Annotated in this window: 21 protein-coding genes; 15 read left to right on the forward strand and 6 right to left on the reverse strand. The window is 69.8% G+C overall.

Features of this window, described 5'->3' with window-relative positions; translation table 11 throughout:
* Positions 1–75: 75 nt before the first annotated feature.
* Positions 76–1,425 carry a type VII secretion protein EccE gene (gene eccE / locus ACWDUZ_RS32985; protein WP_451635482.1) on the reverse strand — a complete coding sequence of 450 codons (1,350 nt, stop codon included), beginning with the start codon at positions 1,423–1,425 and terminating at the stop codon, positions 76–78.
* Positions 1,426–1,640: 215 nt separating this feature from the next.
* On the opposite strand from eccE, the gene eccB reads away from it, so the two are divergent.
* The 3 genes from eccB to ACWDUZ_RS33000 are packed head-to-tail and all read left to right on the forward strand — an operon-like array spanning position 1,641 to position 4,781.
* The gene (eccB, locus tag ACWDUZ_RS32990) at positions 1,641–3,182 is read left to right on the forward strand and encodes a type VII secretion protein EccB (protein WP_451635483.1); all 1,542 of its coding nucleotides are present in this window, start codon (positions 1,641–1,643) and stop codon (positions 3,180–3,182) included.
* Positions 3,183–3,198: 16 nt separating this feature from the next.
* Positions 3,199–4,578, forward strand: a complete 1,380-nt coding sequence (gene mycP, locus ACWDUZ_RS32995) for a type VII secretion-associated serine protease mycosin (RefSeq protein ID WP_451635504.1) — start codon at positions 3,199–3,201, stop codon at positions 4,576–4,578.
* 14 nt (positions 4,579–4,592) lie between these two features.
* Complete coding sequence (locus ACWDUZ_RS33000; RefSeq protein WP_451635484.1) at positions 4,593–4,781, forward strand: hypothetical protein; 189 nt, start codon at positions 4,593–4,595, stop codon at positions 4,779–4,781.
* A gap of 178 nt (positions 4,782–4,959) precedes the next feature.
* Here the strand turns inward: ACWDUZ_RS33000 and ACWDUZ_RS33005 are convergent, their stop codons facing one another.
* Genes ACWDUZ_RS33005 through ACWDUZ_RS33015 form a run of 3 tightly spaced genes read right to left on the reverse strand, consistent with a single transcriptional unit; the run spans position 4,960 to position 8,290 of the window.
* A complete protein-coding gene (locus ACWDUZ_RS33005; RefSeq protein ID WP_451635485.1) occupies positions 4,960–5,496 on the reverse strand; it encodes a hypothetical protein in 537 nt (178 codons plus the stop codon).
* Positions 5,496–7,805: a hypothetical protein gene (locus ACWDUZ_RS33010; RefSeq protein WP_451635486.1), complete on the reverse strand. Its 2,310-nt coding sequence runs from the start codon at positions 7,803–7,805 to the stop codon at positions 5,496–5,498. The genes ACWDUZ_RS33005 and ACWDUZ_RS33010 overlap by 1 nt, the downstream gene beginning before the upstream one ends.
* 11 nt (positions 7,806–7,816) lie before the next feature.
* The gene (locus ACWDUZ_RS33015) at positions 7,817–8,290 is read right to left on the reverse strand and encodes a hypothetical protein (RefSeq protein WP_451635487.1); all 474 of its coding nucleotides are present in this window, start codon (positions 8,288–8,290) and stop codon (positions 7,817–7,819) included.
* A gap of 447 nt (positions 8,291–8,737) precedes the next feature.
* On the opposite strand from ACWDUZ_RS33015, the gene ACWDUZ_RS33020 reads away from it, so the two are divergent.
* From ACWDUZ_RS33020 to ACWDUZ_RS33040, 5 genes are all read left to right on the forward strand, one after another.
* A complete protein-coding gene (locus tag ACWDUZ_RS33020; RefSeq protein ID WP_451635488.1) occupies positions 8,738–9,190 on the forward strand; it encodes a hypothetical protein in 453 nt (150 codons plus the stop codon).
* Positions 9,187–10,974: a hypothetical protein gene (locus tag ACWDUZ_RS33025; protein WP_451635489.1), complete on the forward strand. Its 1,788-nt coding sequence runs from the start codon at positions 9,187–9,189 to the stop codon at positions 10,972–10,974. Before ACWDUZ_RS33020 ends, ACWDUZ_RS33025 begins: the two co-directional genes overlap by 4 nt.
* Positions 10,975–11,109: 135 nt before the next feature.
* A complete protein-coding gene (locus tag ACWDUZ_RS33030) occupies positions 11,110–12,288 on the forward strand; it encodes a S8 family serine peptidase (protein ID WP_451635505.1) in 1,179 nt (392 codons plus the stop codon).
* A 155-nt stretch (positions 12,289–12,443) separates the two neighbouring features.
* Positions 12,444–12,785: a WXG100 family type VII secretion target gene (locus ACWDUZ_RS33035; RefSeq protein WP_451635490.1), complete on the forward strand. Its 342-nt coding sequence runs from the start codon at positions 12,444–12,446 to the stop codon at positions 12,783–12,785.
* A gap of 75 nt (positions 12,786–12,860) precedes the next feature.
* A complete protein-coding gene (locus tag ACWDUZ_RS33040) occupies positions 12,861–13,160 on the forward strand; it encodes a WXG100 family type VII secretion target (protein ID WP_451635491.1) in 300 nt (99 codons plus the stop codon).
* Between the two features lie 192 nt (positions 13,161–13,352).
* Here ACWDUZ_RS33040 and eccCa read toward each other — a convergent pair whose 3' ends face one another.
* Positions 13,353–17,321 carry a type VII secretion protein EccCa gene (eccCa, locus tag ACWDUZ_RS33045; protein WP_451635492.1) on the reverse strand — a complete coding sequence of 1,323 codons (3,969 nt, stop codon included), beginning with the start codon at positions 17,319–17,321 and terminating at the stop codon, positions 13,353–13,355.
* Positions 17,322–17,678: 357 nt separating this feature from the next.
* Between eccCa and eccD the strand changes: the two genes are divergently transcribed.
* Positions 17,679–19,187 carry a type VII secretion integral membrane protein EccD gene (eccD, locus tag ACWDUZ_RS33050; protein WP_451635493.1) on the forward strand — a complete coding sequence of 503 codons (1,509 nt, stop codon included), beginning with the start codon at positions 17,679–17,681 and terminating at the stop codon, positions 19,185–19,187.
* A gap of 516 nt (positions 19,188–19,703) precedes the next feature.
* The gene (locus tag ACWDUZ_RS33055) at positions 19,704–20,159 is read left to right on the forward strand and encodes a hypothetical protein (protein ID WP_451635494.1); all 456 of its coding nucleotides are present in this window, start codon (positions 19,704–19,706) and stop codon (positions 20,157–20,159) included.
* A gap of 129 nt (positions 20,160–20,288) precedes the next feature.
* Here the strand turns inward: ACWDUZ_RS33055 and ACWDUZ_RS33060 are convergent, their stop codons facing one another.
* The gene (locus tag ACWDUZ_RS33060) at positions 20,289–20,582 is read right to left on the reverse strand and encodes a DUF397 domain-containing protein (protein WP_451635495.1); all 294 of its coding nucleotides are present in this window, start codon (positions 20,580–20,582) and stop codon (positions 20,289–20,291) included.
* 303 nt (positions 20,583–20,885) lie between these two features.
* Between ACWDUZ_RS33060 and rpsO the strand changes: the two genes are divergently transcribed.
* The 5 genes from rpsO (at position 20,886) to ACWDUZ_RS33085 (ending at position 26,398) form a co-directional block, all read left to right on the forward strand.
* Complete coding sequence (rpsO, locus tag ACWDUZ_RS33065) at positions 20,886–21,173, forward strand: 30S ribosomal protein S15 (protein ID WP_030177470.1); 288 nt, start codon at positions 20,886–20,888, stop codon at positions 21,171–21,173.
* A 356-nt stretch (positions 21,174–21,529) separates the two neighbouring features.
* Positions 21,530–23,749 (forward strand): polyribonucleotide nucleotidyltransferase, encoded by a 2,220-nt coding sequence (locus tag ACWDUZ_RS33070; protein WP_451635496.1) that lies wholly within the window; start codon positions 21,530–21,532, stop codon positions 23,747–23,749.
* Positions 23,746–25,125 (forward strand): M16 family metallopeptidase, encoded by a 1,380-nt coding sequence (locus ACWDUZ_RS33075; RefSeq protein ID WP_451635497.1) that lies wholly within the window; start codon positions 23,746–23,748, stop codon positions 25,123–25,125. The genes ACWDUZ_RS33070 and ACWDUZ_RS33075 overlap by 4 nt, the downstream gene beginning before the upstream one ends.
* Positions 25,126–25,151: 26 nt before the next feature.
* The gene (gene dapB / locus ACWDUZ_RS33080; RefSeq protein ID WP_451635498.1) at positions 25,152–25,904 is read left to right on the forward strand and encodes a 4-hydroxy-tetrahydrodipicolinate reductase; all 753 of its coding nucleotides are present in this window, start codon (positions 25,152–25,154) and stop codon (positions 25,902–25,904) included.
* Between the two features lie 38 nt (positions 25,905–25,942).
* Positions 25,943–26,398 carry a hypothetical protein gene (locus ACWDUZ_RS33085; RefSeq protein WP_451635499.1) on the forward strand — a complete coding sequence of 152 codons (456 nt, stop codon included), beginning with the start codon at positions 25,943–25,945 and terminating at the stop codon, positions 26,396–26,398.
* Positions 26,399–26,458: the final 60 nt, after the last annotated feature.

Genomic DNA, 26,458 nt, shown 5'->3' on the forward strand with positions numbered 1-26,458 from the left:
GGTTGTGCGGGCCCGCCGGACTCATGGAGGCCGTGGAACCCGGAAAAGCCGTGGAGGGTGTGGAAACCCTGGAACTCACCGGGCACCCCCCAGGGGAAGCGTGGCGAGCATGCCGGGCACCTGCTCCCGGTCGAGGCGGGCGAGACCCAGGCCCGCCTGCCGCGCGGCGCCCTCGAGGGCCCGTCGCGCGGCCACCAGTTCCTCGTCACTGCGCCCGGTCACCCGCACATGCCCGCACAGCGCCGTCGCCTGCCGCTCCCCGCGCGAGAGCGTCAGACTGAACGTGGTGGCCAGCGCGGGCACGCTGGTGACGGCTGCCACGAGCTGCGGCAACGACGGTCCTCGGCCACCGAGTTGCGGCCAGCGCCGCACCCAGTACGTGGTGTGCCGGCGGTTGTCGCAGCGCCAGCTGCGCCCGGACTCCTCGGTCCGCCGCTCACGCGTCTCGGTCCGCCCGGCCTCCGCCGTCACCAGCGGGTTGGCGCACGCGGAGGTGGCGATGGCGGCGGTCAGCTCCTCTTCGTTGAGCACCGTCGTACGGAACCCGGCGCCGGTCAGCCGGCTCGCGAGGTGATCGGCCACCCGCACGAGACACTTCTGCGCCCCGACCAGCCCGCCGCCCCGGGCGTCCACCGCCTCCCGGCACAGCTCGGGGTCCAGCTTCAGCGCGATCCAGGTGATGCGCACCGCGGGCGCGCCGGTCTGCTCCTGCAGCGGCGCGTAGTTGGTCACGGCCACCGAGTGCTGCGGAAGGTGCAGCGCCGGTGCCGGCTGGGTGTGCAGCACCACCTGCGCCGACTCCAGCCGTATCCCGTCCACGTCCAGCGCGTCCCGCACCAGCCCGACGGGCAGCGGCTGCCGTCCCCGCTCCGCCCGCAGGGCGGTGACATCGGCCTCCACCTGCACCACGGCACTGAGGAAGGTCCCGTCCCCGACCATCCCGACCGGCCGCCGGTCCCGGCCGCCGAAGGAATGCGTCCGCAGACTGGGGTCGCACTCGAAGGCCGGCGCGAAACCGGACTCGGTGCCCGGCGGGACCGGAGTGCTCGCCGCCCGCCGCCTGCGCGCCCGCAGCGCGAGCACGGTGCCCAGCCACTCCGGGAGCGAACGCCCCCGGCGGCGCACGAAGGCGAGCGCCACGATTGCGGCGGCGACCACCGCCGACGGCACCAGCGCGAACGGGCCGACCACCCAGCCGCACAGCACCAGAGCCGCGGCCAGCTCCAGCAGCACCAGCCGTTGGCGCACGGAGGAACCGCCACGCCCCGAACGCGACGTCGGATGCGGTGCGAAGGGACCCTGGGAGCCGGACGGCCGCGCCCCGGACGGTCCGGCGGAGCGGGGAGCGCGCGAGCCCGACCGCCTCCCGTCACCCGATCGTGATCCCGATTGCGATCGCGACCGGGCCCGTGTTGCGGAAGCCATCACTGCAAAACCCCCGAACTCTCCCGAAAACTCTCGTGCACGGCCCCATCCGGGCCCCTGCACCCTACCCATGCCACGGGCAGCACCCCACAACAGGCATAGTAGGGGCCGGTGCTGACAGTCGTGGCACCAGAGGCAGCCAAGGGGCGGGGCACGGAGCGCGCGCATTCTCCACGACCCCTTCACAGCTCTGCACGGGGAGAGAGCGAAAACAGATGGCATCACGGCGGGACGAACTCAACGCCTACACCTTCGCGAAGCGCCGCATGCTCGCGTCCTTCCTCCGGCCCTCGCCGTCGGGCTCCGAGGAGGGCGCGCCCAAGCCGCTGGGCGCCGTAGTGCCCGGAGTCGTCGTCGGCGTCGTGGTCCTCGCGGTGTTCGGCGGTATCGGCCTGTTCAGCCCGACCGCCCCCAAGGGCTGGGACACACCGAGGGAGCACGTCATCGTCGCCAGCGACTCCACGACCCGCTACGTGGTGCTCAAGACGGGCAAACAGACCCAGCTGCACCCGGTGTTGAACATGGCCTCCGCCAAACTCCTCCTCGACCCGGACAAGAACAGCGTCATCACCGTCGACGAGAAGGTCCTCGACAGCGGCAAGCCCCCGCACGGCGCCACCATCGGCATCCCCTACGCACCCGACCGCCTGCCCTCCGCGCAGGAGGCCGAGACCGCCAAGCGCTGGGCGGTCTGCGAACGCCCCGGCCCCGGCGGGCGGGCCATCCAGAAGGCAGCGTTCGTCCTCGCCCGTAAGGAGTGGTCCAGGACCGAGGGCAGCGCCCGGCTCAAGGACGGCGACCTGATGTACGTCGTCGGCCCCGACGGCAAGAGCCAGTACGTCGTCGACGCCCGCGGCTACCGCTACCAACTCGCCGATCCGGCCGACAAGGAACTCCTCAAGGCCCTCGACACCCAGAGCCGCGCCCCGCAGCGCGTCTCCCAGGAATGGCTGGCCACCCTCCACCCGGGCGACCCCGTCTCGATCCCCGCCATCCCCGCGGCCGACGGCACCCCCGGTGCCAAGGCGGGCGCCTTCAGCGGCCTTCAGCAGTACGACCGCTACGACAAGGTCGGCATGGTCATCAAGGCCTACGACGGCCGGCGCATGCAGTACTACGTGGTGCTGCGCGGACGCGTGGCCCGCATCTCGGAGTTCACCGCCACACTGCTGCTCAACAGCCGCGCCCTGGTCGCCGTGGGCCAGGCCGGCGAGGCCGAGCAGGTCAGCCCGGGCGCGGTCACCGACAGCACCACGTTCCTGGCGGACAAGAAGTGGCCGTCGTACAAGCCGCGCACGGTGAACGACGGCACCAGCGCCACCACCGGCCGCAACACCGTCTGCAACGTCCTGCGTTCGGTCCGCGCCAAGAACGAGACGACCCTGTCCACCTGGGCCGGCACCGACTTCCCCGCACAACTGCCCACCGGCTCCTCCAGCGCCTACGTGACCGCCGGTTCCGGCCTGCTCTTCCGCCAGACGCAGGGCACGGAGACCAGCGTGGGCGGGGTCTTCCTGGTCACCGACACGGGCCTGCGCTACGCCCTGCAGTCCAACAGCGACAGCGCCACCGACGACAAGGGCATCGGCACCTCCTCCCAGCAGCGCAAGTCGGAACTCAACGAGGCGCGGATCGCCCAGACCCGGCTCGGCTACGCCCAGGTGAAGCCCACTCCCGTGCCCATCGAGTGGTCGACGTTCCTGCCGACCGGACCGCGCCTTTCAGAGGCGGCGGCCCGCCAGCCGCAGGGCTCGTAGCGGCAGAGGAGACGAACTGATGCTGCAGCCGAACGAGCCCCGCAAACCGCAGGACTTCCGCAAGCCGCGGGACTTGTGCAAGCCGCGGGAGTTGCGCAAGCCGCAGGAACCGCACAAGGCCTCCGACACGGCGCGCACCGCGGGCAGAGCGGTCACGGCGGTCCGAAGGACGGCTTTGATCACGGCCGCCACCGCCCTGACGGCGACGACCTCGGCCATCGGCCTGCCCGCGACGGCAGCCCACGCGGACGACAGCCAGTGCACGTTCCCGGCCAAGCCGTACACGGGCCGCCCCTGGGCACTGCAACGCGTCAACCTCGACGAACTGTGGGCCCAGTCCACGGGGAAGGGCGTCCGGGTCGCGGTGATCGACACGGGAGTCGACGTCAAGAACCCTCAACTGCGGCACGCGGTGGACGCCTCGAAGGGCATGAACAACCTGCCGCCCAAGAACGCCAAGGGCGAGAAGATCGACCGGGGCAACTCCCACGGCACCACGGACACGGTCGGCCACGGCACGCGCGTCGCCGGCATCATCGCGGCCCGCCCTGCCAAGGGCACCGGCTTCGTGGGCCTGGCGCCCGACGCCACGATCATCCCGATCAAACAGAACGACGCGGAAGGCGACGGCACGGCCAGGTCCCTTGCGGACGCCATCAAACACGCGGTCGACGTGGGCGCCGACGTCATCAACATCTCCCAGGACACGGCGAACGCCGTACGGCCCGACGACAGACTGGAACAGGCGGTCCGCAACGCCCTCGCGCACCAGGTGGTGGTCGTCGCCTCGGCAGGCAACGACGGCCTGGGCGGCAACGTCAAGATCACCTACCCGGCGTCCTACGAGGGCGTCCTCGCGGTGGCGGCCTCCGACCGCAACAACGAACGTGCCTCCTTCTCCCAGTCCGGAGACTTCGTGGGCGTCGCGGCCCCCGGCGTCGACATGATCTCCACGGTTCCCGGCGGCGGGCACTGCTCCGACAACGGCACCAGCTTCTCCGCCCCGTACGTCGCGGGGGTGGCCGCCCTGCTCAAGGCCAAGTACCCCAAGTGGACGGCGCGCGAGATCGTCGCCCAGATCGAACAGACCGCGGAACGCTCCATCCCCGGCCGCGACCGCCTCGTCGGCTGGGGCGTGGTCGACCCGGTCAAGGCCCTCACGGACGTCGACCCGGCGCACCCGGTCCAGTCCCCCCGACCCGAAGGCGGCGTGACCCGGGCCGAAGCCCCCTCCGTCCCCCCGCTCCACTTCGGCGAGACCGCCGAACAACGCGACACCCGCCTCGGCACCTACGTGGTCATCGGCGGCCTCGTCACGGTGGCGGGCTTGGGCGGCACGGCGGTGGCGATACGAGACGCCCGCCGTCGCCACGGACGCACGGGCGGTGCCTCGTGACGACCATGGCGACCATGAGCTTCGTCCTGTCCGCCGTCCTGGTGGCGATGGCCTGCGGCAAGGCTCGAGTACGCGCCTGGCGCACCTCGATCAACCCCTCGGCCCCCGAGGTCGCCGACGCCTCCTTCACGGTCGCCCGCATCCTGCTGCTGGTCATGGCCGCACTGGGCGTCTGCACCGGCTCAGCCGAGACGCCAGACTGATCGTCGTCCGATCCCACCGAGCACCCGGCGGCCAGCGACAGACAGGCAGCCGCCCCTGCGGGCATCCACCGACTGCGGATCGTAGATGTGCGCATATACCCCGTCATCTGTGAGTCCTGCTCGCCGAGACGGTGAAACGGCCCTTGCCGCTGGCGACCCTGATGCCCTTCTTGTTCGGTCAGGACCCAGGTCTGCATGGCTGCTGCTTCTTGTAATCCGCCGTGTAGCCGGTAATGAGGTTCTTCATGGCCGTCTCGTCCGGTCGAGCGGGTTTCAGAACCTTGATGAGGACGCTGACGTCCTCCGTTTGCACTCCGGCGCCTCGGCACTTGATCAGCGAGACAGCACCTCGATCGGCGTAGGAAACGGAGCCGCCGTCTGCCGATTTCCGATTCTGAACGGCAACCCTGCTGCGCAGGATGTTGTCTGCGGAGTCGCCCACGTCGATGCGCTCCCGGCTGACCATCAGCACCACGTCATCGTCGACGGCCACTTGACACAGCCCTTCACCGTCCTCCGAGAACGCGTTGTCGGGCACGGTGATCCGCTTGCCGGACGCGGGCAGAAGCTTGGAGAGTGCGTCGACCGGGACGGAGGCTCCGCACAGAGAATGCGGTACTGCGAACTCCCGCTTGGGTTCCTCCGACGAGCATCCGGCCAAGGCAGCGGCGGCGATGACCAAGGCGATGCCATGCCGTGTGTTCCTGGTGGACATCAGCTTCCGTCACTCTCCGAATTCCACTGAGCACCTGATTCGTGGGCCTGGCCGGCGGCGGTGCGAGCGGCGCGCACCAAGTCATCCGCTGTGTCTGGGTTGATGCTTTGATTGTTGACCAGAGCGCGATCAACAGCGGCCTTGGCCGAGTCGAGGGTCGCCTCGCGACCGCTCGCATACTGGTCCCCTGCCTCGCGTTCCGCATCCACGACGGTGTCCTGCTCGATGCTCTTCATGACGGACTCCTGGATGTCCTCCGAGGCCCATTCGAGCGGCGCGCCGAGAACAGGCACGCGTTCACCTACCTTTTCGATGCCCATACCGAGGATGCGGTTCACCCATTTCTGCTTGTCAGCAGCGGCCTCGTTGAATTCCTTGTCCGAAGCGGAATGGTAGTCGTAGATAGCATCTGCTCGGGCGTCGCTCATGATGCCCGCGATCGTCGCCCCTGGTGAGATTGCCGCAGCGACGCGTCCGTCCAGAGAAGCCGTGGACTGACTGTCTCCGTTGATGACGTGGTCCACAAGGTCGCTGGTGTACGCCTGTTGGGCACTCGTGATCGCCGCGTAAGCGTCGGGATCCTGCCCCACTGCACCGAGGAAGCGGGCCGCATGACCACTGTTCAGGTCGGCGGCGGCACCGAATGTCGGGAAAAGTTCGCTGCTGGGATCTTCCTTGTACATGGCCCTCTGGAAGTCGCCCATGTACTCCGCGGTGATGTCCCCGAGGCTTCCCCGCAGGGCATACAGAGGACCTGTCTCCTCGTTCTCCAGGTCGCCGTTCTCGTTGTGCCGTAGCAGTTCCGGGTGTTCGCCGAACTTCTCGACGATCTGGTTCACCAGATGCGCCCGCGCCTCCGTGTGCTTGATGGCGTCGGCCGCCGCGTCGCTGTCGTACGGCCGTCCCGTCGTCGCCGCCTCCAGGGCGTGGCCGAGGGCCTCGGGGCCGAAGCCGAGGGCGCGCTTGGTCTTGTCCTCGTCCGCGAGGACGTTCGTGTCGTTCGTGTCGATCGTCCACTCGAAGTCCTTGTCGGTGAACAGATCGAGGTAGGAGTCGAAGCCGACGTCGCCGCCCTGCTTCGCCGTGCCGTCCTCGTTGTAGGCGGTCGGCGTCTGGGTGAAGAACTTCTCGGCGGCCTCGGGACTGTGTCCCAGCGCTTCCAGGACGCTGTTCAGCGGGTCGTTGCCGGTGCCCAGCTTGCCCGACGGGTTGAAACCGTAGATGTCGGGGCTGCCGGCGGGCTTGTTCATCAGGAAGCGGTACGGGTCCTCCTTGTGGAGCTGGGTGATGTGCTCCGCGATGGGCGTGAGGAACCGCGCGTCGTAGTTGCCGTAACGGAGCAGGCCGCCGAGTACCTGGTAGCCGTACGGCTTGCTCATCTGGCCGGGCAGCCAGCCGATCGGCTGGGTCCCCAGGCGCCGGAAGTCCGAGTTCCACGACGCCGGCAGATGCTGCTTGTGATCGGGGTCGGTGGCGTTGGCCAGCGTGTAGCCCATCACCTTCTGCAGGTCCCGCACCTCGTTGAGGCGCGTCTTGGCCGCGTCCCCGTCGGTGCCGTCGATGGACATCGCCGCGTAGAACTGCAGAGCCTTCTCGGGGCCGCCGAGCCCCTCATAGAACTCGGTGGCGAACTCGCCGTCCTTCTCGCGTGAATTGAAACGCAGCAGGCGGTTGAGCTCGGCGAGCTCCGCGTCGGACATCTTCTCGCGCTTGCGGGCGAGTTCCAGAGCGCGCTCGACCTCGGCGTCGTTCAGGGACTCGTACGCGCTGTGCCCGGCGTTGTGGGCGTCGTTGCCGTGGCTCTTGGCCAGCGCACGGGCGACGGAGGCGTCGATCTCGTCGGCGTGCGACAGGATGTCGTTGATCCGGTTCTCCAACTGCTGCCTGGAGTCGAGCTGCTCCTGGGTCCGCTGGTCCGTGTCGCCACGCACATGGGGAAAGAAACAGCGGACCTTCCCGCCGCCGAGGTCCTCCACACGGACCCCGAGACCGGTCGCGTCATGCTGCACGGCCGTTTGCAGCTGCTTCTGGAGCGAGACCAGTTCCCTGTGCCCGTCGTCCAGCACCTGGTAGATGCTGTTCGCCTCGGTGTGAAGGTCCGAGACCTCCTTGGTGGTCTTGGTGATGAACTCCCGCGTGACCGTCGCGTTGACACCGGCCCAGCGGGCCTTGTCCGACTTGGCCCGCATACCCGTGCGGGCGTCCTCCGCCAGCGTCTTCAGACTGTCGACGGTCTTCTTCCAGTCCGTGACCGCGGTCTCGAGCTTGCCGAGGTCGACGTCCATCAGGTCCGTGAGGTTCACAGCCATCGGTGCTTCCCCTACTTGAAGTACTCGTTGAGCTTCGACACGGACACGGTGGAGCCGTCGCTGTTGCGCAGGGCGGCGGCGATCTGGGCGTCGTCCGAGGAGTGACGCTTCTTGCTGTAGTCGAGGTGGTTGGAGATGTGCGCGCAGGCCTGCAGCACGGACTTGACCTGAGACGTCCACATCTCGACGGTCTTGTCCAGGGCGGCGCCCATGGCGAAGGCGTGCGACTTCAGCGCGGCGGCCGCCTGCGAGGTGGAGCCGGTTCCGCCCTTGCCGGTCACCGGGACGTTGGCCTGCTTGTCGAGCTTGTCGAACAGGATGAACGCCTCGTGCCCCACGGCACCCAGGTCGTCCTCGTGGGCCACCAGATCACCCGATCCGGTTCCTCCGCCCCCGGGTTCGAGCGGCACGTGGTTGATTCGCATGTGGGTCGACCGCCGCTCGGCCGCCTGCGACTTGAGCTGCTCCCACTCGTCCCACGCCATGGTGGTCCCCTTCCCCCGTGTGCCGAGCCTTCGCTGTCCGCGCGGGCGGATGCTGCCGTTCCGATGTTGCGGTATTCGGCCAAATTAGCAACCCGCCTCGGCGCGAATCAGCGCCACGTCCGTTGTGCGCGCACTGTCGACCGTGAAGGTTTCCGGGGATTCGGATGGTCAGAGACGCTCCACCGGGAGGAGTCCACCGAGGTCGGCCTCGCATGTGGAAATTTGGTGGAGATTGCATCGGCCTGTCCCGTCGTTGACGGCAAACCGGACAAAGCATCACCGTCGAGTCAGTCTTGCAACTGGGTTGAGACATAGTCCGGTTGGTCCCCATGTGCATGCTGACTAAAGTGGGAATCACGTTGTGACGCGTGGCTCGGTTTGCGATCGTACGGAGGTTGGCCGGCCACGTCGATCGATGTGACCAACGGGGAAACGGGGAGGAGCGTCGTGCTTCCGGCAGACATGGTGGGGGGTGTGTCGCCCACCCGGCAGGCGAACCTGGAGGCCAGCGGCGAGGCGCTGAGCAAATTCGTGACCCGGGTCGACGCCGTCCTACGGGATCTCGAGGAGTCGGCGGGCAACCCGACGAAGGTGGGGGCCCAGACGATCAAGCTGTCGTCCCTGAGTGACGCCAGCGCGGACGTGTTCCCCGAAGCGCACAGCCTGTACGCGCAATACGGCAAGGTGCACGAGCGGCTCACCACACTGTCCAAGACTCTGCACCTGCAGATCGAGGCGATCGGTATCGCCGTCCATGGCGCGGAACGCGGTTTCGACAGACTCGAAGAGGACCAGCGACGACGTTTCTGGCAGATCCAGGCCCAGATCGCGAGCCTGCAGGACGCCAAGGAAGGCAAGCACACCGACAGCTCAGGTGACACCGGGGTTTACTGGCGATGACCAAAGACCACAAGGCCGACTGGGACCGCGTCTCCACGCAGAACTCCTACGCCGACTTCGCTCGCCAGGTCGAGGAACAACCGCATGGTGGCGGCTTCCTCACCAGGCTGGTGAACGGCACCTTGCGCACGATGGTCGGAGCCACCCCGTCCGGCCAGGCTGTGTTCGGCAGTACGGACTTCGGCAACACCCAACTGGGCCTCAATCAGTTGCTCGACCTGATCGCGCAGGCGAATCCCGAGGATCTCGAATCCTCCGGCAAAGCGCTGTGGGACGCCAGAGATGCCATCAAGGCGGCCGCTGAGGAACTCTCGGGGCACATCGACCACGTCCACTGGGTCGGAGAGTCGGGCGACGCGTTCCGCAATTGGGGTGGGGACCTTGTCGCGAGCGCCCACGCGCTGAGTGAGTTCGCTGGAGGGGCGGGCGACCAGATCACGGCCGCCGCGACGGGTCTCGCTTCGGTGCGTGCCGCCATGCCCGCCCGAGACTCACATCCCAACCGGAGGCGGCCGGAGGCGTTCACGGCGGCGGAGAAGGCCGCGAACAAGGACGATTACGACGCCGCCGTACGTGTCGAGAAGGATCGCCAAGAGGCGATCAACCAGATGAACAGGTTGGCTTCGTACTACGCAGTCTCCGGTCAGCAGCTCGAAGCCTGGCAGAACAAGGCGCCGACGTTCGGCACGATGCCGGACGTCGGAGTGCCCAAGCCTTCGTACTCGACTGTCCACGACCCCGGCACGGGCGGGGGAACCCGCCCGGACTCCGACGACCGGGTCAGTTCGCCGGCCGGTGTCGTGCGTCACCATGCGACGGTCGAGCCGACTCGGCCGGTCGGGCCGATTCCCGGTGGCGAGGTTCAGCCGCCGGCCACGGACATCAGGCAGGACATCACTACGCCCGTCGGCACCAGCATCGACAGTGTGGGGACGCTGCCGCCGCCTTCGCCCACCACCCCGACACCACCCGCGCCCCCGGTCACGGGTGCACCGCCTGCCGGTGGCAACGTCACTCCCTTCGCTGGAGACTTCGGAACGCCCGTATCCAAGGGCTTGTCCACCAAGGGGCCGGGCGGAACGGCTGGCCTGCGCGGGCCCGCCTCGGGCCAGGGACGCGCGGGTACGCCGGGACGGACCGAGTCCGGATCGGGGCGGGCGACGGCTCGAGGAACCATGAGCCAGATGGGCCGCGCCACAGGGGCGGGCGGACAGGCCACCAAGGGCAGCCCGACCTCGTCGAAACCGTCTATCACGGGGCGGGGAATCACCGGCGGTAGCCCGCGAACCGGCGGCGGCACGACGCCGCGAACAGGCGGTGCCCCGAACACGGGAGCAGCTCGCTCGCGCGGTGTGATCGGGGGACGGCCCACTGCTGCCGGTGCCTCAGTGAAGAGCGGGCCGAGAGTTCCACGCGGCACCGTCATCGGTGCGGAGGAATCAGCCGGTTCCCGCACTTCGCCGGCTCGGCCCGGGCCGGGCAGAGGCACAGGCGGCACCGGATCCGTCGGACGACCCGCTTCACCAGCAGTGGACTCCCGTGCTGCCGGTGATGCGCCCGAGGGTGTCAATGCCAGGCCGACCGCGCAGAACTCCCTGGCAAGGGCCGAGCGCAACGGTATGACGCGTGGTGGCAGCGGGCTCGTACGCGGGCCCGGCAGCCGTGGCAAGGCCGATGGCGGCGGCGCAGCGCGTGGGTCGCGGCGCCCTGACCGCTCGGTCGAGGATGAAGAGAGCCCCGCACCCACCGAGCCGCGGCGCGATGTGCCGCCGACCGCCAACTGAGCACCGACGAGGACGAGCAACGCGATGAAGTCAGGTATCAGTCGACAGCCTGGGCGAGCCGGGTTCCTCAGCACGCGCCGTGGCGCCCGAGCGCGCACCGTTGGCGCGGCCGTAGGGGCTTTGGCCGCGGTGAGCGTGCAGTTCGCTCCTCAGGCTGCTGCCTACGATGCCGGATCCAAGCAGTGGTACCTGGCTGCCATGCACGCCGAGCAGATGTGGGAAACCAGCACGGGGAAGGGGGTCAAGGTTGCCGTCATCGACACCGGCGTCAACGCCCGGACCCCCGCGCTCGAAGGCCAGGTCCTGTCCGATGAGGTCCCCAAGGCGGTCGCCTACCACGCCACGGACGACTACACCGGCCACGGCACGAGCATGGCCGAGCTGATCGCAGGTACGGGGGCGGACGGCGGGCTGAAGGGGCTGGCACCGGGAGCGAAGATCGTGCCCTACCGAGTACAGCTCGCCGGACTCAAGCGCGGCGCCGAAAAGGACAAGACCCCACACGCCTGGGAGGCGCTGAGAGCGGCGGCCGACACCGACGCGAAGATCATCAGCATGTCCCTCGGCGGGATGACCACGCAAGAGGATCGCAAGGCCGTCGAATACGCGGCGTCCAAGGGCAAGTTGCTCGTAGCGGCCGTGGGCAACAACGCGGAGAGCGGCAAGTCCGGCTTCATCGACTATCCGGCTGCCTATCCGTACGTGATCGGCGTCGCGGCGACGGATCAGTCCGGCAAGGTCTCCGAGTTCTCCTCGTCCGGTGGCTATGTGGACCTCGCGGCGCCGGGCGCCGACATTCCGGCGTGGTGCAATGCCGACTTCCACTCGTACTGCGACAGCGAAGGTACGAGTCCGGCGACCGCCATCACCGCGGCGTCCGCTGCCCTGATCTGGTCCGCTCACCCGGACTGGAGTGTGAACCAGGTCACTCGTTCTCTCATCGACACCGCAGGACGCACGTGGCCGAAGGACAAGCCCAGCACGCACCTCGGCTACGGCATCGTCCGGCCGGGCCTGGTCCTGGAGGACGGGCGCTATGACGCCGGCTCGCCCGACGTCGACCCACTCGCGAAGGAGAACGGCGGTGACCTGCTGGCCAAGTCCGTGGCTACCCCGGCGCCTTCGGCATCCGCTTCCGCATCAGCCTCGTCACAGGCCCCGGAAAACGGTACGAGCGGCGGCACATCTGCGGCAGGATCGAATGCGCGATCGTCGAACGACGACAGCACGCTCTGGATCGCACTCGGCGCGGCGGCGGTGGTCGTGATCGGCGGCGCCGGCTTCGCTGTCATGCGGGCACGGCGAGCCCGGTGAGCGAGCCGGGGAACGGACGACAGACTTCGACAGCCCGCCGGACCGGGCTCGAGAGAGAACGTGCCGACAGGCGCCCCAAGCGTGCTCTTCGCCAACCCGGGCGCTGAGCCGACACAGTTGGACCGGACAACAGACGGAAGAAGGGCGGGCTGGTCATGACCGGCAAGCAGAAGCTCGAAGACGCCGCAGTAGTCAAGCTGCAGAACGACATGTACACGAAGTACGACGGCATCCGGAGCCGGGTGCACAGCCTGCAGCAGGTCATCGACGGCCTCGAGGGACAGTGGCAGGGCATCGGCCGTGCCGCCTTCGACAAGAAGCAGTACGAGATCAACGAGTCCCTCCAGAACATCGGCAAGATCCTGGGCGACGTCATCGAGGCGATGACCAAGACGCGTCACATCAAGGACAGCAAGGAAGACGACGTGCGCGCGGCGGTCAACAAGATCGACGTTCACGACGGCGCGCCGACGGTCTCTCCCTTCAGCTCGTACTGACACGGGCGGCTCCACGGAATCGGCCGGGCAGCCGGCATCCATCAGGCACACACGAGCGAGACGAGGTAGACAGAGATGGCCAACAACGGCGACGGACTGAGCGTCACTTACAACGGGCTCGATGTCGCGGCCACGCAGATCGGTAACCAGGCCAAGACGCTCGAGCGGGACCTGCACGAGCTGCGGCAGCTGGTCGTGCAGAGCCTCCAGTACTGGGAGGGCGAGGCCCAGGGCACCTTCCACGAGAAGCTGCAGAAGTGGGACAAGGAAGCCAACGACATCCACACCGCGCTCACCGGCATCGGTCACGTCGTCCACACGGCCGGCGGTGACTACATGGAGGGCGACAAGCAGGCCGCCAGCTACTTCCGGTAGGCCGACGGCCGAGTAGCAACACGGCGGGGTGGGCGCGCGCGGGAGGCGCCCACCCCGCTGTCGTGCGCCACGTCATCGGGGAATCGCGCTGACGACTTCTGACAGCACGGGTGAGCGGGCTCTGTCGCGCGCTCACCCGGCGGTCGCCGCTCCACGCTCCGGACCAAGCCGCACCAGCAGTCGGGCGACGCCTCAGTCGTCGCCCAGGCCCACCTGAACCAACGGCTTCCCCTGCCGCCGGGAGACGAACACCCCCCGGCCCGCCGGCATCGGCCGGGGGCGGACGCCGCCGAGGAGGTCCCCCTCGTTCGGGTCGCCCGAGAGGACCACGCCCTGGGCGCCGAGTTCCTTGATGCGCTGCATGAAGTTCTCGTAGCCGGCCCGGCTCGCGCCCGCCGTGGAGCGGGCGATGATGAAACGGACGCCGACGTCGCGGGCGAAGGGGAGCATCTCCGTGAGGACGGCCAGGGGGTTGCCGCTGGAGGTGGAGACCAGGTCGTAGTCGTCGATGACCACGTACACCGTGGGGCCGCGCCACCAGCTGCGGTCGCGCAGCTGCTCGGGGGTGACGTCCGAGGTCGGCGTGCGACGCTGCATCAGGTCGGCCAAAGCGTCCATGTGGTGCTGCATCTGGCTCGACATGGGGATGTACTCCGCCAGGTGCGAGGTCGGGGTCACTCCGAGCAGCGCACGGCGGTTGTCGACCACGAACAGCTTGCAGGTGTCGCCGTCGTAGCGCTCGGTGAGGCGCTGGATGAGCAGCCTCAGCAGGTTGGACTTGCCGGACTCGCTCTCACCGAAGATCAGGAAGAACGGGTCCTGGTCGAAGTCCACGAACACCGGTTCGAGGTTGTCCTCGTCCAGGGCGAAGGCGACACCGCGGTTCGGGAAGCGGTCGCCCGGCGGGAGCTGGGTGGCCGGGAACTCGCGGGGGAGCAGGCGCACCTCGGGGGCTCCGGGCTGCTGCCAGTGCCGGGTGACCTCCGCAGAGAGGGCCGTGGTCGCCTCCGCGAGGTCCGTGTCGGAGGACAGGCCGTCGATCCGCGGGACCGCCGCCATGAAGTGCTGCTTCTGCGGCGTCTGGCCGCGTCCCGGCACGCCCGTGGGCACGTTCGCCGCGACCTTGCGGTCGAACTCGGAGTCCATCGGGTCGCCGAGCCGCAGCTCCAGACGGTTCATCAGGTGGTCCTTCATGTTGGAGCGGACCTCCATCGACCGTGAGGCGGTCAGGATCAGGTGGATGCCGTAACCGAGGCCGCGGGCCGCGATGTCCAGCACCAGCGGCTCCAGCGCCTCGTAGTCGGAGCGGAAGTTGCCCCAGCCGTCGATGACCAGGAAGACGTCTCCCCAGGGCTGGTCGGTGACCGAGATGTCCCCGCGGGCGCGGCGGGCGCGGAACTCCGCGATGGAGGAGATGCCCGAGGCTCGGAAGTACTCCTCCCGCCGGGTCATCACGCCGTACACCTCGGCCGCCGTGCGCCGTACCTTCTCCGGGTCCAGGCGCGAGGCCACGCCGCCCACGTGCGGCAGGCCGGTCAGGGACGACATACCGCCGCCACCGAAGTCGAGGCCGTAGAACTGCACCTCGTGCGGGGTGTGGGTGAGCGCGAAGGCGGCGATGAGGGAGCGCACCAGCGTCGACTTGCCGGACTGCGGACCGCCGAGGATCTGCATGTGTCCGGCCGCGCCGCCGAAGTCGATCCACAGCGGGTCGCGCCGCTGCTCGTACGGCTTGTCGACGATGCCGACGGGGACGACGAGCCGGCCCGCGCCCTCGTAGCCCGGCTGGGTCAGGCCGCGGCCGGGCACCGGGGCGAGCCCGGACAGCAGCGAGTCCAGCGAGGGAGGGCTGTCCAGCGGCGGCAGCCACACCTGGTGGGCCGCAGGTCCCTGTGCCTCCAGCCGGCGCACGATCACGTCGAGCACGGTGTCGGCGAGCGCGTCGTCCTTCTCCTCGCGCTGCGGCTCCTGCCGCTGCTGCGGCACCGGCACGTACTGCACGGGCACCTCGGCGGCCGTGAACAGCACGGGCCTGCGGTCCACCGGGAGCGGTCCGCCGATCGCGGCCGCCGCCTGCTGGGAACTCGTGCGGTACACCCCGGAGACGTACGCCGCCTTGAAGCGCACCATCTCGTCGGTGCCGAACTTCAGGAAACCCGAACCGGGGATGTTCGGCAGTTCGTAGGCGTCCGGGACGCCGAGCGCGGCCCGTGACTCGGCCGCCGAGAAGGTGCGCAGACCGATGCGGTACGACAGATAGGTCTCCAGGCCGCGCAGGCGGCCCTCCTCCAGGCGCTGCGAGGCCAGTAGCAGGTGCACGCCCAGCGACCGGCCGATGCGGCCGATCTGTACGAACATGTCGATGAAGTCGGGCTTGGCGGTGAGCAGTTCGCTGAACTCGTCGATGACCAGGACGAGGGACGGGATCGGCTGGAGCGGGGCGCCCGCCGCGCGCGCCTTCTCGTAGTCGTGGATGTTGGCGTAGTTGCCCGCGTCGCGGAGCATCTCCTGGCGGCGGTTGAGCTCACCGCGGATCGAGTCGCCCATGCGGTCCACGAGCGTGAGGTCGTCGGCGAGGTTGGTGATCACCGCCGCGACGTGCGGGAGTTGCGCCATGCCGGCGAACGTCGCACCACCCTTGAAGTCGGCGAGGACGAAGTTGAGCGTCTCGGAGGAGTGGGTCACGGCGAGGCCGAGGACCAGGGTGCGCAGCAGCTCCGACTTCCCGGAACCGGTCGCGCCCACGCACAGACCGTGCGGCCCCATGCCCTCCTGGGCGGCCTCCTTCAGGTCCAGCATGACCGGCCGGCCGTCCTCGCCGACACCGATCGGCACCCGCAGCCGTTCGGCCTGCGCGCGCGGTCGCCAGGAGCGCTGGGGGTCGACGGAGGCCGCGTCGCCCAGGTTCAGCAGGTCCGTGAACTCCAGGTTGGCCAGCAGAGGTTCGTCGTCGTCGCCGCCCGAGGCCACCCTGAGCGGCGCCAGCTGCCGGGCCAGGGCTTCGGCTGCCTCGTACGACAGCACGTCCGGCGTGCCCTCGTAGACCATGCCGTGGGCCGACTCCAGGCTCAGCTCCTTGGGGCGTACGACCACGGAGAGGTCGCCGCGTCCCGCGGTGAGCTCGCCGGGCACGACCTCGATCACGGTCACGCCCTGGAGCCCCTCGGGCGCGGCCAGCAGCGACGTGGGCGACAGGGAGACACCGTCGAGGACGATCACCAGGTGCGGCTGCTCGGGGACGGGCGGCCCGGCCGGGTGGAACCGCGGCCGGCCCTGGAGGCGGCTGCCGAGCAGGTCCTCCAGCTCCGCCGGGTCGGCGGCGATCAGCCGGCGGCTGCCCGCGCCGTCCGCGACGCCCGGAGCCTGGCTGTGCGGCAGCCACTTGACCCACTCCCACTCCGGCACGGTGTCCCGGTGGGCGGCCACGGCGACGAGCATGTCCTCGGGGGAGTGCAGCGAGGCGAGGGAGCCGATCAGCGCACGGGCCGAGCCGCGTACGGTCGCCGGCTCGCCGCTGACCGTCACGTGGTAGAACGCGCGCAGCGACACGGCCATGGGCAGGCTCTCGAGGGTGCTGTGCGTGGCCAGGAAGCGCTGCATCGCACCGGCGGTCAACGGCTCCAGCTGGTCCACCGGGCCGGTCTCCGGCGAGATCAGCGGCGTCGCCAGGGACTGCGGGCCCAGGCCCACGCGGACCTGTCCGAAGTCCTCGTCGCCGGTGCGCCGTTCCCACACCCGGCTGCCCTCGGCGACCAGCGCCCACAGTTGCTCAGGCGAAGGGTGCAGGTAGTACTGGGCGTCGCGCTGGGCCCGCGCGGTGTCCACGGCCGCGCGCCGGGTCTGCGCCAGGTAACGCAGGTAGTCGCGGCGGATGTCGGCCATCTGCCCCTGGTTGCCGCGGCGGTAGCGCACCAGCATGGAGATGCCCATGGCGATCGTGGAGGCCACCATCACCATGCCCATGATCTTCATGAAGGGCTGGGCCTGTGGGTTGAAGAAGAACACCACCGAGCCGCCCATGCCCAGCATGGGCAGGAGTTGCATCAGTGCGCCTTCCTGCTGCCCGCGCGGCAGCTCCGGCGGGGGCTGCAGCACGATCTCGTCCGTGGGCACGTCCTTCGGCAGTGCCCGCGGCGGGCGCTTGACGACGATATGGCTCACTACGCACCAATTCCCTAGCCCGACCAAGGTGTTCTGTCCGCCGCCCCGTGTCAGGCGGACGCCGATCGCGCACCGCGATCCTACTGACAACCACTGACACCGACGGGCGGTAGGGTGCCGGGGAGACGCGTGGGGAGTTGTGTGAGCAGTTGCGAATCGCCCGATGAATCCGGGCAATTCGCGACGTTCGATGCGCGTGCCTCTCGTGCCGTCCGGCCCTGACGGCGCAGTCGGCGGACAGCGGGGGAGACACCGCACGAACTCCCACCAGAACTTGCACAGGTCTTTCACGGCCGGATGCGCGCGACGACGTGCCGACCGGCCGCACCACCGACGAGGGGGAACAGACAGGTGAGCATGACGGCCTCCGCGCCGGCCGGCGCCAACACCGGACCGGGCACCGGAGCCCCTTCCGGGGCGGGCACGGGCTTCGGTTTCTGCCGGGTCACGATCGTGGCGCCCGACAGCCGCATCGACGTCGCCCTGCCCGACGACGTACCGGTCGCCGACCTGTACCCGGAGATCCTGCGGCTCGCCCGGCAGAGCCCCGGCGAGGGCGCACCCGTCGGATACCACCTCGTCCGCCGCGACGGCACGGTCCTCGACAGCTCCCGCTCCTTCGCCGCGCAGCGCATCCTCGACGGCGAACTGCTCACGCTGCGCCCGTTCGCCGAGTCGCTGCCGCCCGCCGTCTTCGACGACGTCTCCGAGGCCGTCGCCTCCGCCGTCATCAGCGACCGTGCCCTGTGGGACGGCGACCTGACCCGCGTGGCCGGCCTCGTCGCCGGCGGCATCCTGCCCGCACTGCTGGCGTTCGTGGTCTGGAGCTCGCAGCTCCGCCACGACATGCACAGCCTCCAGGGCGTCCTCGCCGCCGTCACCGGGGTGCTCCTGACCGTCTTCGCGTGCGTCCGCGCACGGGTGTACGACGACCGGGGCTCCGCCGTCGCCCTGGGCCTGGGCGCCCTGCCCAACATCGCCGTGGGCGGCTCCGGACTGCTGTCCCTCGGAGCCGGGGAGGGCATCGGACGGCTCCAGTTCCTGCTCGCCTGCGCCGCCGTCCTGATCGCCTCCGTGGTGCTCACCCTGGTCTCGCCGGGAGGTGACGGCCCGTTCGTGGCGTTCGTCTTCGCCTCGGCGGTCGGTCTGGTCACCACGTTCATCGGGATGCTCACCGACCTCAGGCCCATCGAGACGGCTGCCGTCTGCGCCCCGCTCTCCGTGGGCGCACTCGCCTTCCTGCCCGGACTGTCCATGCGCTTCGCGCGGCTGCCCATCGGTTTCGCGGCCCCGAACCCCTCGCGCGGCGGCTACGCGGAGGGCGAGCCGAACGCGCCCGAGCCCGTGGACGCCGAGCGCGTCGCGGCGCAGGCCCACCGCGGTCACGAACTGCTCGTCGGTCTGGTCGGCGGCTGCGCGCTCGTCTCCGTCGGCGCCTCGATCGTCCTCGGCTTCTCCGGCAACGTCTGGGCGCAGCTCCTGGCGCTGGCGACCGGAGTGGCGATGCTCATGCGCGCCGGCCTGTTCCGCTACACCGCGCAGGTCGCCGCCACCCTGGCCGCAGGCCTGGCCGCGCTCGTCTTCCTCGGTGTCGGCCTCGCGCTCCACCCGCCGCTGGAGTACGTGCGCGACGCGCTCCAGGGCGACACCACCGCGCTCGACATCCGCAGCCTGTGGCTCGCGGCGGCCGTCGCCGCGGCGGCCGCCCTGGTCACCTCGATCGGCCTGATCGCCCCCAGGCGGGGTGTGACCCCCTTCTGGGGCCGCTTCCTGGAGATCGCGGAGAGCTTCGTCCTGCTCACGCTGGTCCCGCTGACCCTGGCCGTCTTCGACGTCTACGCGACCGTACGCGCGATGACGAGCTGAGCGGCGACGGCGCCCCCGAGGGCTGTCCCGCAATCCCCGGCGCCGCGCGCTGATCCACCGCGGATGACGGGACAGCCCTTGGCCGAGCTGACGGGCAGGCAAGGACGAGGATCGGCCGTCCGGTCGAGCCGGGTCCGCGTGATGCCCGCCCGGCGGGCGGACCCGGTCCGAGCACCCGGCACGACCACGAGCGCTGCGCGAGCCGTACGGCCGGGCGAGCCCGCACGTCCGGGAGCGGAGCGGACCCGCCCGCCACACGCCGGCGGTTGAGCCGACGGACCGGGCGCCGCGGGTGACCGCCTCGGCCACGACGCTCCGTCACCACGCCCCGGCGCCCGAACCACCGGCGCGAACCGGCCCGGCGGAACCGGCCGCCGACGACTGGGCGTCGAGCCGCCCGGAACGCCCGGCCGAGCCGACAGAACCGCGCCCGACCGGCTGAGCCGGGCCACGATCTCGCTGACCGGGTACGACGCCAAGTGCGGCAGCCGGTCCTACGCCGGACCGTACTTCGGTGTGGTGGAGAACTGCGACGGCATGGTCGTGGGCCCCATCCGGGCCTACGTCATGAGCAAGGAGAACATCGCGAACGACCAGCCGGCGGACTGGATCGTGGCCTTCGACCTGACGACCGGCAAGACGCGCGGCAAGTTCGAAGGCCGCGAACTGCAGATGGTCTACCCGCTCCGGATGAGCGGCGACGAACTGCTCATCTACCGCGCGGGCGCCGGCACCCTCGCCCCTGCCGCCCTGGTCAGCTGGAACCCGCGGACGGACAAGGAGACCCCGCTGCTGCTGTTCCAGCTCCCGGAGGACGACGCGTACGAGCTCAGCGACCCCGAGCAGTCGGACATCGTCGTGGAGCAGGGCCGCATCTTCTTCTCCCGGCGCGAACTGGTCCGCGACGACGACGCCCCCAAAGACAAGGTGCTCATGGCCATCGGTTACGGCAGCGCCGGACTGAAGCACTGAAGCGGCGCGGTACCGAAGCGACGGAGTACCGAGGCGCGGAAGAGGCACTGGAGCACCGGAACGGCGTGAGGGGGCGCGGCACTGCGTGTGCCGCGCCCCCTCACACCTTCGATCACCGCCGTACGCCCCTCACTCGGCCGCGACGCCTCCGTCCTGCGGCGCCGGCTCCAGGTCGAACTCGCCGTCCCGCGCCCCCAGCACGAACGCGCGCCACTCCGCCTCCGTGTAGCGCAGCACCGTCTCGTGGTCGAGCGACGACCGCATGGCCACGGCGCCGCCGGGAAGAGAGGCGATCTCGACGCGCTCCTCGTGCTCCTCCGTGCCCGGCGCGCAGCGCCACTCCACATCCGAGATGTCGAGGGCGTACAGTTCGTCGCGCTCGCGTTCCTTGCGTGCCTTGATCTCCGCTTCCGTCTCCGCCATCGCGCAGCGACCCCTTCCCGACGTGGTACGGACCCAGTACGGACTCGGGCACTGGGCCGACGCTCACCCTAGTGGTCCGCGCGGCCCCGCCAGGAGCGTTCCGGGACCGAGGTCAGGGCGCCCGTGACCGCCTGGTACCCTGAGTGACGGCCGTTCGTGTACGCACCCCCGGAACCGTCGCAGGAAGCCCTGCGGGCCCTGGAGGCCGCGCCCAGCGGATCCCCGCCTCCCGAGTAACGGAAGCTCCCCAGAGACGAAGACCTGGGGCACTCGGTGGCCACTCACACACAATGAGGAGTACGCGTGTCGCTCGACGCCGCTACGAAGAAGCAGATCATCGGCGAGTTCGGTACCAAGGAGGGTGACACCGGCTCCCCCGAGGTCCAGGTCGCTCTGCTGTCGCGTCGGATCTCCGACCTGACCGAGCACCTCAAGACCCACAAGCACGACCACCACTCCCGCCGTGGCCTGCTGATCCTGGTCGGTCAGCGCCGCCGCCTGCTGCAGTACCTTGCCAAGAAGGACATCCAGCGCTTCCGTGCGCTGGTCGACCGCCTCGGCATCCGCCGTGGTGCGGCGGGCGCCAAGTAGGACGCCGTGGAGGGAGCGGTTCCCGGACGACAGGGGGCCGCTCCCTTCGCCGTATGCGCGTGAGGCCCGGCGGAACGTACGGAAACGTGCGGACTGTCAGTGCCGCTTTGTAGTGTGGTAGCACAACGGCATACGTATGACCCAGCGTGGCAGTGCCCACCGACAGCAGGTAGGGCGCCGTCCCGCACGACGAACGAGGAGAAGCGCGCCTCGCCGCCGCCGGTCCTCGGTAGTGGCTCCCGGGAGTGACTCCCGGGTGCTTCGATCGAAGACCGGCCCGCACCAGACGGAGCGCTTCTCCGCCACCGTCCCCCCGCCACACGGGCGCGTGGGACGAAGACGAGGAGAAAACGCTAGTGGAGAACGAGACCCACTACGCCGAGGCCGTCATCGACAACGGCTCCTTCGGCACCCGCACCATCCGCTTCGAGACGGGCCGCCTGGCCAGGCAGGCCGCCGGCTCCGCCGTGGCGTACCTGGACGACGACACCATGGTGCTGTCGGCCACCACCGCCTCCAAGAACCCCAAGGACCAGCTCGACTTCTTCCCGCTGACGGTCGACGTCGAGGAGCGGATGTACGCGGCCGGCAAGATCCCCGGCAGCTTCTTCCGCCGTGAGGGCCGGCCCTCCGAGGACGCCATCCTCACCTGCCGCCTGATCGACCGCCCGCTGCGCCCGTCCTTCAAGAAGGGCCTGCGCAACGAGATCCAGGTCGTCTGCACGGTCATGGCCCTCAACCCCGACCACCTGTACGACGTCGTGGCGATCAACGCCGCGTCCGCGTCCACGCAGCTGGCCGGCCTGCCCTTCTCCGGCCCGATCGGCGGCGTCCGCGTCGCGCTGATCAACGGCCAGTGGGTGGCGTTCCCGACGCACTCCGAGCTCGAGGACGCCGTCTTCGACATGGTCGTCGCGGGCCGCACCCTGCCGGACGGCGACGTCGCGATCATGATGGTCGAGGCGGAGGCCACCGACAAGACCATCAAGCTCGTCGAGGGTGGCGCCGAGGCCCCCACCGAGGAAGTCGTCGCCGCCGGTCTGGAGGCCGCGAAGCCCTTCATCAAGGTGCTCTGCAAGGCCCAGTCCGACCTCGCCGCCAAGGCCGCCAAGCCCACCGGCGAGTTCCCGATCTTCCTCGACTACCAGGACGACGTCCTGGAGGCGCTGACCGCTGCCGTCAAGCCCGAGCTCGCCCAGGCGCTCACCATCGCCGGCAAGCAGGAGCGCGAGGCCGAGCTGGACCGCGTCAAGGGTCTGGCCGCCGAGAAGCTCCTGCCGGAGTTCGAGGGCCGCGAGAAGGAGATCTCCGCCGCGTACCGCTCGCTGACCAAGACCCTGGTCCGCCAGCGCGTCATCAAGGAGAAGAAGCGCATCGACGGCCGCGGTGTCACCGACATCCGCACTCTGGCCGCCGAGGTCGAAACCGTCCCGCGGGTGCACGGCTCCGCGCTGTTCGAGCGTGGCGAGACCCAGATCCTGGGCGTCACCACCCTCAACATGCTGCGTATGGAGCAGCAGCTGGACACCCTCTCGCCGGTGACCCGCAAGCGCTACATGCACAACTACAACTTCCCGCCGTACTCCACCGGTGAGACCGGCCGCGTCGGCTCCCCCAAGCGTCGCGAGATCGGTCACGGCGCCCTCGCCGAGCGCGCCCTCGTGCCGGTGCTGCCGACGCGCGAGGAGTTCCCGTACGCGATCCGTCAGGTGTCCGAGGCCCTCGGCTCCAACGGCTCGACGTCCATGGGTTCGGTCTGCGCCTCCACCATGTCGCTGCTGAACGCCGGTGTGCCGCTGAAGGCCCCGGTCGCCGGCATCGCCATGGGCCTGATCTCCCAGGAGATCGAGGGCGAGACGCACTACGTCACCCTCACCGACATCCTCGGTGCGGAGGACGCCTTCGGCGACATGGACTTCAAGGTCGCCGGTACGAAGGACTTCGTGACCGCCCTCCAGCTGGACACCAAGCTGGACGGCATCCCGGCCTCCGTCCTGGCCGCCGCCCTGAAGCAGGCCCGCGACGCCCGCCTCCACATCCTCGACGTGATGATGGAGGCCATCGACCGGCCCGACGAGATGTCCCCGCACGCCCCGCGGATCATCACCGTCAAGATTCCGGTCGACAAGATCGGTGAGGTCATCGGCCCCAAGGGCAAGATGATCAACCAGATCCAGGAGGACACCGGCGCCGAGATCACCATCGAGGACGACGGCACGATCTACATCGGCGCCGCCGACGGTCCCTCCGCCGAGGCCGCCCGCACCACGATCAACAGCATCGCCAACCCGACGATGCCGGAGGTCGGCGAGCGCTACCTCGGTACGGTCGTGAAGACGACCACCTTCGGCGCGTTCGTCTCCCTGCTCCCCGGCAAGGACGGTCTGCTGCACATTTCGCAGATCCGCAAGCTGGCCGGTGGCAAGCGCGTGGAGAACGTCGAGGACGTGCTCGGCGTGGGCCAGAAGGTCCAGGTCGAGATCGCCGAGATCGACTCCCGCGGCAAGCTCTCCCTGGTCCCCGTGATCGAGGGCGAGGAGGCTGACGCAGAGCAGAAGGACGAAGCCGCCAAGTGACGTCTCGTGGCTTCAAGGCGACGGCCCGCACCTCCTCGGAGGCGCGGGCCGTCGCCCGTACCCAAACCCTTGTCAAGGGCACGAGCGGCATCGGCACGGTCCGCAAGACCACCCTTCCGGGCGGCCTGCGCATCGTGACCGAGACCCTGCCCTCCGTGCGCTCGGCCACCTTCGGCATCTGGGCGCACGTCGGCTCCCGCGACGAGACCCGCTCGCTCGGCGGTGCCACGCACTACCTGGAGCACCTGCTCTTCAAGGGCACCTCCAGCCGGTCCGCCCTGGACATCTCCTCCGCCATCGACGCCGTCGGCGGCGAGATGAACGCGTTCACGGCCAAGGAGTACACGTGCTACTACGCGCGCGTGCTCGACACGGACCTGCCGCTGGCCATCGACGTGGTCTGCGACATGCTCACCGGCTCGCTCATCCGGGAGGAGGACGTCGACGTCGAACGCGGCGCCATCCTCGAGGAGATCGCGATGACCGAGGACGACCCCGGCGACTGCGTGCACGACCTGTTCGCGCACACCATGTTCGGCGACCACCCCCTCGGCCGCCCGGTCCTCGGCACCGTCGACACCGTCAACGCGCTCACCGCCGACCGCATCCGCCGCTTCTACCGCAAGCACTACGACCCGACCCACCTCGTGGTGGCCTGCGCCGGCAACATCGACCACAAGAAGGTCGTACGCCAGGTCCGCGCCGCCTTCGAGAAGGCCGGATCCTTCCGGGGCACCCAGGCGACGCCCATCGCCCCCCGCGACGGCCGGCGCAGCCTGCGCACCGCGGGCCGCGTCGAGGTGCAGAGCCGCCGCACCGAACAGGCCCATGTCGTCCTCGGCATGCCCGGCCTGGCCCGCACCGACGACCGCCGCTGGGCCCTCGGCGTGCTCAACACGGCCCTCGGCGGCGGCATGTCCTCCCGGCTCTTCCAGGAGATCCGGGAGAAGCGCGGCCTCGCCTACAGCGTGTACTCCTACACCTCCGGCTTCGCCGACTGCGGTCTGTTCGGCGTCTACGCCGGCTGCCGCCCCAGCCAGGTGCACGACGTGCTGAGGATCTGCCGCGACGAACTCGACCACGTCGCCGAGAACGGCCTGACCGACGACGAGATCGCCCGCGCCATCGGCCAGCTCCAGGGCTCCACCGTGCTCGGCCTGGAGGACACGGGAGCGCTGATGAACCGTATCGGCAAGAGCGAGCTCTGCTGGGGCGAGCAGATCTCCGTGGACGACATGCTGGCCCGGATGGCGGCGGTCACGCCGGACGACGTCCGCTCCGTCGCCCGGGACATCCTGGGACAGCGCCCGTCGCTGTCGGTGATCGGCCCGCTCAAGGACAAGCAGGCCGCGCGGCTGAACGACGCCGTCGCCTGACCACCTCCCGTAAGGAAGCACAACAGATGAGCAAGCTGCGCGTGGCGGTTCTCGGCGCCAAGGGCCGGATCGGGTCCGAGGCGGTACGGGCGGTCGAGGCCGCCGAGGACATGGAGCTGGTCGCCGCCCTCGGCCGGGGCGACAAGCTCCAGACGCTGGCGGAGACCGGGGCCCAGGTCGCCGTGGAGCTGACCACCCCCGATTCCGTCATGGACAACCTCGACTTCTGCGTCCACCACGGCATCCACGCGGTCGTCGGTACCACCGGCTGGACCGAGGAGCGCCTCGCGCGGCTGAAGGGATGGCTGGCCGAGTCGCCTCGGACCGGTGTGCTCATCGCGCCGAACTTCTCCATCGGCGCCGTGCTGACGATGAAGTTCGCGCAGATCGCCGCGCCGTACTTCGAGTCGGTCGAGGTCGTCGAGCTGCACCACCCGAACAAGGTGGACGCGCCGAGCGGCACGGCCACGCGCACGGCGCAGCTGATCGCCGAGGCCCGCAGGGCCGCCGGCACGGCCCCGGCGCCGGACGCCACGACGACGGCCCTGGACGGCGCGCGCGGCGCGAGCGTCGACGGTGTCCCGGTGCACGCGGTCCGCCTGCGCGGCCTGCTGGCCCACCAGGAGGTGCTGCTCGGCGGCGAGGGCGAGACCCTCACCGTCCGCCACGACTCCCTCCACCACCGCGGCTTCATGCCGGGCATCCTGCTCGGCGCCCGCCGGGTGGTGACCGCTCCGGGCCTGACCTTCGGCCTGGAACACTTCCTCGACCTGAGCTGAGCCACGAGCACCGAGCGGAACCGAAGCCCGAGCCCCTTATGCGCGCGAAGATCACCTACCTCGTCACGGCCGCCGTCCTGGTCTTCTACTTCGGCCTGGTCGGCAGCCGAGGCGTCATGCTCCTCCAGTCCGGCACGCCTGTGACCATCGCCTTCGGGATCGCCGTACTGATCCTGCCGGTGATCGGTCTGTGGTTCCTGTGGAAGAACACCCAGTTCGTCCGCCGGGCCAACCAGCTCGCCGCCGAACTCGACGCCGAGGGCGGCCTGCCCGTCGACGACCTCAAGCGGACGCCCAGCGGGCGCATCGACCGCGACTCGGCGGACGAGGTCTTCGCCCGGCGCAAGGCCGAGACGGAGGCCGCGCCCGACGACTGGCGCACCTGGTTCCGCCTCGCCGTCGCTTACCACGACGCCCGCGACACGCCGCGCGCCCGCAAGGCCATGCAGCGCGCCATCGCCCTGCACGACGGCAGACCGGCCCCGGCCGCCTGACACCCGACGGCTCGGGCCGTCACACGCCGGTGGGTCCGGTCCGTACGTCGCGGACCGGAC

Source organism: Streptomyces sp. NPDC003393, assembly GCF_053589015.1.

Excerpts from the sequence above, each read along its gene's own strand:
- eccE (WP_451635482.1), bottom strand. The coding sequence starts at position 1,425 with ATGGCTTCCGCAACACGGGCCCGGTCGCGATCGCAATCGGGATCACGA.
- eccB (WP_451635483.1), top strand. The coding sequence starts at position 1,641 with ATGGCATCACGGCGGGACGAACTCAACGCCTACACCTTCGCGAAGCGC.
- ACWDUZ_RS33000 (WP_451635484.1), top strand. The coding sequence starts at position 4,593 with ATGAGCTTCGTCCTGTCCGCCGTCCTGGTGGCGATGGCCTGCGGCAAG.
- ACWDUZ_RS33005 (WP_451635485.1), bottom strand. The coding sequence starts at position 5,496 with ATGTCCACCAGGAACACACGGCATGGCATCGCCTTGGTCATCGCCGCC.
- ACWDUZ_RS33010 (WP_451635486.1), bottom strand. The coding sequence starts at position 7,805 with ATGGCTGTGAACCTCACGGACCTGATGGACGTCGACCTCGGCAAGCTC.
- ACWDUZ_RS33015 (WP_451635487.1), bottom strand. The coding sequence starts at position 8,290 with ATGGCGTGGGACGAGTGGGAGCAGCTCAAGTCGCAGGCGGCCGAGCGG.
- ACWDUZ_RS33025 (WP_451635489.1), top strand. The coding sequence starts at position 9,187 with ATGACCAAAGACCACAAGGCCGACTGGGACCGCGTCTCCACGCAGAAC.
- ACWDUZ_RS33035 (WP_451635490.1), top strand. The coding sequence starts at position 12,444 with ATGACCGGCAAGCAGAAGCTCGAAGACGCCGCAGTAGTCAAGCTGCAG.
- ACWDUZ_RS33040 (WP_451635491.1), top strand. The coding sequence starts at position 12,861 with ATGGCCAACAACGGCGACGGACTGAGCGTCACTTACAACGGGCTCGAT.
- eccD (WP_451635493.1), top strand. The coding sequence starts at position 17,679 with ATGACGGCCTCCGCGCCGGCCGGCGCCAACACCGGACCGGGCACCGGA.
- ACWDUZ_RS33060 (WP_451635495.1), bottom strand. The coding sequence starts at position 20,582 with ATGGCGGAGACGGAAGCGGAGATCAAGGCACGCAAGGAACGCGAGCGC.
- dapB (WP_451635498.1), top strand. The coding sequence starts at position 25,152 with ATGAGCAAGCTGCGCGTGGCGGTTCTCGGCGCCAAGGGCCGGATCGGG.
- ACWDUZ_RS33085 (WP_451635499.1), top strand. The coding sequence starts at position 25,943 with ATGCGCGCGAAGATCACCTACCTCGTCACGGCCGCCGTCCTGGTCTTC.